Below are 4,714 nucleotides of genomic sequence, written 5' to 3'. Positions count from 1 at the left end.
CTGACCCCCAAACCTGCAAATTTTGCTCCTATCAAACCATCTGCGAGTTTGCGGCTACAGAATAATTCATCAATTATTGAGAAAATTTTTCAACATATCCATGAAATTTTACATGAAATATAAATGGAATATGATTGACAATCTAAATACAAATGCTGCGATCGCCTATAATATTGCACTTTATCTTGAAAATTCGGAAATGGAGATGGTAGTGTATTCTAAATCTCGCATCTCGGTTGCGTAACAACAGCAATAATACTAGTGAAGACCCTCAACCCGGAACAATCTTACACCTTCGGCAAGATTTTCGATCTCAAAATCGAACCCAAAGATTTAGCCAACGATTTCGGCTATCGCTTTGCTAGAACCAAACTGAACTTGCCTCAATATCAAGGCTATCTGGATCGAATCGACCAATTGCAAGAACGGATTGAGGAAATTTTGCCCTATGCTTCCTTGTCTAGCGAAGCTGCTAGGCGAGAAATTTTAATTTCACCCGTGATTTTCGACTTGGTTCACTACACGCAAGCTGAAATCTTTATAGAGTATCCTATCAAAGCAAACGAACAATTACAAGGAAATTTGGATTATTATTTAGAGAGTGCCACTCGTTTGTTGGTTGTGGAAGCAAAGCGGGAAGATTTGGATTATGGGATGACGCAATTGCTTGCCGAGTTAATTGCTTTGGAACAATGGCAGCAAGATAAGGAACAAACTGATTTTGTGGGGGCAGTAACCACAGGGAAAATTTGGGAGTTTGCTAAATTGAATCGGGAGAAACAACAAATCGAGCAAGGTTGGGAAAGCTATCGAGTGCCTGAAGATATTGACCCGTTAATGCGAATCTTGGTTCAAGCCTTATTGTAAGCTTGTCGAACTTTTGCCATCTAAAAAAACATATTCCATTTTGTCGAAAAGGCGAAGAGCAAGATGTTTCTGAGATTCGGCGAGTTATCAAACTGGAAAAGTATTTGGTAAAATTGAACCACAAAAGTGCAAACAAGTCAGGACTGGCTTATGCAGATTAATATATATTGAATTTCCAGATGATACCCAATCCGTACTGGCAAGCCCCGATAATGCAAGCGGGTCAGAACCCCCTGTTGTCCCCCTTGTAAAAGGGGACGGTTCGGGTTATGTTTGTGGTTTAGTAATATCGGATTTCGTATGAATTAGCGATGCGGTTAGGTTCGCTGCCAGATCGATTACCGCCAATTTTAGAACTGGGGTTGCGGGAATGGCGTGCAGATGCTCAATCGGGATTTTCTGGATTGGCGGATGTTTTGGAATTTTTGGCAAGCCTTCCCACCTTTGCTAAAACTCACAGAAATATAGAAAATTCGCCCTCCATCGCCCTAGGTTTGCTTGTGAGTTACGAAGACTGTTCGTCGGTAAACGTTAGGTTAAGTTGTTTAAAATCTCTTCCCCACAGGTATTGAGTCACTTTTTGGCCCATTTCTTTCTCTTCTTGCGGAGAACTTGGCAGTGGGAAACGCAAGGATTTATAGAGTAAAGTTCGATAAAGGTCGAATACGGATTCTATTAGTTCACCGTAGACGATCGCGACATCAATTGTCCAACGATAGCTCAAATACGCTGAAATTAAACTTACTGGTATCGCCCACAAAGCAAAAGGAGTCCAAACCAGAAACAGAACGCTCCACAGCCAAATTCTGGCACCGGTATTGAGTTGCGTTCTGGCTTCACTTAACTCAGTTTGAACGTTTTCAGGAAGCAACAACCAAAGACGTGGAAAACAGATAATTGCATCCAACCCATATTTGTTTTTCGGTTTTTCTTCGGCAGCACGTAGAATATTACCTAACTCAGTAGGCATAATATAATTAGGAATTCTACGTTTTTGTAAGTCTAACCGTACAAATTGGTCGCTTTCTTCTACAGTTAGTGCATTTTGAAAGTATTTTAATGCTAGTTGTTGGAATTTTGTTTGCAAATTTTTGATTCTTTTGTGTTGCCTGCGCAAGAAAAAAGACTTGAGCCAAAAGAGATATGGCGGCCAGTAGCCTTCTAAAAGACGCAAAACAAATAAATCGAACCGTTTGATGAGGAGAGCAGAAATAAGAATGACCAGCAACCAACCCACCAACAACGCCATTTGTGCCGCTTGGGAAGGTTGGGTCAGCCATGTTTCTAGGGAACGCCAGTCATTTCGCCAGATCCACGCCCCGAGTCCCCCTATCCAAAAAAGAAAAGCTGGGGTTAGTATCGTTGACACCCACTTTTGAGCGAGTTTGCTGCCTAGAGTTTCTAGAAATTTCGTTGGCATTCTAACAATTAAGCTCTTTCGAGAGGAACATTATGGGTGGGACAGTTGGGAATCGATTCCCCTTGTTCAGATAGATACCAGTCATAGTCACCGTAGGGACAACAATACCTAACCAAACCGCCTATTGGTGAGGGATTGCCTGGAAGAGGTTGATAGTTCCTTTCTACTTCTGGTGGATGGTCGTGTTCCAGAAATTTCTGCATCCATTGGCGCGTTGCCTCCTCAGAAGCTAGGATATCGCCGAGTTGGAACTCTATATCTGCCTGGTCTGCCTCGCTATCTTGAAGGCGCATCAGCAGATTGGCAATCTTCGCGTCTAGGTTGTTGGCTGCTTCTGGCTCTAATAGCTTTGACAGATAGGGACGAATCGAACGCGCAGCTTCAAAGATTTTTTCTGATTCTGGCATGGTTGGCTGTCTCCTCTTTATTTAAATTAAATGCCAGTGTAACCAAATGCTGCCCAATAAAAGGGATGGGCGAAATCGCGATTTTGGGGAGGGGTAAAACGAATGGACCGGTAAAGAGATCTTGCTGTTTCCGGGGTTATGCCAGTGGTGGCAGACTCGGAACAACAACTTTGGAAATAATCGATTTTTTCTTGATTGGTGGTGTCTCGCATCCACTGCTGTGCTTGCCGCAGGGCTTCGGGCGGATCGAGGTTTTGGCAGCGCCAGAGTTCGTAAAATCGTATCATGAGCATGGTTGTCTCTCGTTCGAGAACTGCCCAAAGAGAAGCGACCACACCAGCAATCCCAGCTTGCAGCATTCCCGTGGGTAGGCTGACTGCTTCATCGATAACCCGTCCCCCCGGTAACCCTGTTTCGCAAGCCGAGAGTACTGCCAAACGTGCCCCTGGCAAGCGCAGTGCAAACAAATCGTTGAGGGTCAAAAATTCGTTCCCTGCCATCGATAAGCCACTATTGAGGGGTTCTGCAAAGTTAGCATAACCGTGACAGGAAAAATGGTAGACAGTGTAGTCTGAGAGTACGCTCTTGACAGCTTCTCGGGTTGCCTGTTCGTGTGGAAAAACTTGATGGTTGGCAAAGGAAGTTACTGCTTCTCGAACTTCTAGCTCCGAATTGGGTAAATCTTTGTTTGGATTGCTGACTGCTAAGATGGAATCCGGTAGGGTTTTGGCGACTGTTTCTCTGGCTGAGGCGAGCGTACGGGCATTGGGAGCGTAAGTGAGGCAGAGTTCATCCAAAGCATAGCGCCGACCGCTGGGTTGGGTCGTATCTTCCGTCCAAGCAGCATGGAGGGGCAACAATCCGAATGCACCTGTGGGAATTAGGATTGCTTTTTGCATTTCTAGTTCTTTCAGACGATGGAGAATGGGTTGCATGACTGGCAACCACAATTGACCGGTAACGCGATCGAGTTCCTCCCACCACTTTTGCTGGTTATCTTTACGGTTATTGTAGGCACCAAACCATCCTGCTAGTTCTTTTTTTTCTTCCTCACCCAACAAGAGCATTCTCAAGTCCGCTAGCTGGAAAGCATCCAACCAAATGGGTTCGATGGTTGGTTCGGTGTTTGTAGAAGAAGTGCTGACAAGGAGAGCCAGACTTCCTTCATCAACTGCGATGAGATAGACGAGAGATTCGTGCGATTGCAAAGATCGCGAAATGTCATCCAGGGTGGGTGCAGCCAGAAAGTTTTCGTAGCCGGGAAGGGAGCGAATGCTTTCAATGGCTTCATCTAGCTTTTGTCGGGCTTGCAAAATCTGTTGGCGATTGGTTTCGGGTGTGACGTTCGGGGAATTGCTTGTCTGGTGCAAGCTAGCGATGCGGTTTTGGTCTTCCAATTGGCGCAACTGAGTGGCTGCTTGCTGGTAGCTATGGTAGAGTTCTGGCGCTAGCGTTTGAACTTGTTCTAAATTGGTTCGCTCGCGGGCGATTGTTTCGCTGGTTTGGCGCGCCCGCCCTTGCTCTACAGTCAAGACAGCTTCTGATAAGCGACTGGCACGGGCTAGGGCATAGGCAGCATGTCGGGGAAGGTCTTGTACCGTTGCTAGCTCTGCTTCCTTGCCCTTCAGGGAAAAAGAACGTCGATAGAGGTTTTCCGTAGCTTCTAGCGCCAGTCGGTAGGAAGTGCTGGCTTCTTCCCAACGCCGATCCTCAGTGTAGAGGTTACCTAAATTATAGGCTGTCGAGCGACAGTCAGCAGGAAACGTATCCGGTTGGTGAATTTCTAAAGCAGCTTGGTAGGCAGCAATGGCTTGCTCCAGGTTCTCGGCGCGCTCTCCCCGGATGCGATAGCGGTAGGCATTTGCTAAGTTATTTTGCGTCATTGCCCAATCTTGGGGAAAGGCACTGCGGGTACGCACTTGTAAAGCAGCTTCGAAGGCAGCAATGGCTTGCTCCAGGTTCTCGGCGCGCTCTCCCCGGATGCGATCGCTGTAGGCATTTGCTAAGTTATTTTGCGTCC

General features: G+C 46.1%; 4 protein-coding genes. 1 reads left to right on the top strand and 3 read right to left on the bottom strand.

What is annotated here, in order from left to right:
• The first annotated feature begins 261 nt into the window (after window positions 1–261).
• A complete protein-coding gene (locus AS151_RS04130) occupies window positions 262–867 on the top strand; it encodes a hypothetical protein (RefSeq protein WP_170861309.1) in 606 nt (201 codons plus the stop codon).
• 505 nt (window positions 868–1,372) lie between these two features.
• Here the strand turns inward: AS151_RS04130 and AS151_RS04125 are convergent.
• The 3 genes from AS151_RS04125 to AS151_RS04115 form a co-directional block, all read right to left on the bottom strand.
• On the bottom strand, window positions 1,373–2,116 hold the full coding sequence (locus tag AS151_RS04125) for a hypothetical protein (RefSeq protein WP_211517516.1): 744 nt from the start codon (window positions 2,114–2,116) through the stop codon (window positions 1,373–1,375).
• 179 nt (window positions 2,117–2,295) lie between these two features.
• Complete coding sequence (locus AS151_RS04120; protein WP_071515792.1) at window positions 2,296–2,694, bottom strand: hypothetical protein; 399 nt, start codon at window positions 2,692–2,694, stop codon at window positions 2,296–2,298.
• 26 nt (window positions 2,695–2,720) lie between these two features.
• A partial coding sequence (locus AS151_RS04115) for a CHAT domain-containing protein (protein ID WP_139240498.1) occupies window positions 2,721–4,714 on the bottom strand: 1,994 nt, incomplete at its 5' end.

Origin of the sequence: Geitlerinema sp. PCC 9228 (assembly GCF_001870905.1) — a bacterium.
Taxonomy (GTDB): domain Bacteria; phylum Cyanobacteriota; class Cyanobacteriia; order Cyanobacteriales; family PCC-9228; genus PCC-9228.
The sequence above is the reverse complement of the archived record's forward strand: the minus strand, read 5'-3'. Positions and strand labels throughout refer to the sequence as shown.

Bases quoted from the DNA above. Each gene is read 5' to 3' on its own strand.
- AS151_RS04125 (WP_211517516.1), bottom strand. From the start codon at position 2,116: ATGGCGTTGTTGGTGGGTTGGTTGCTGGTCATTCTTATTTCTGCTCTC.
- AS151_RS04120 (WP_071515792.1), bottom strand. From the start codon at position 2,694: ATGCCAGAATCAGAAAAAATCTTTGAAGCTGCGCGTTCGATTCGTCCC.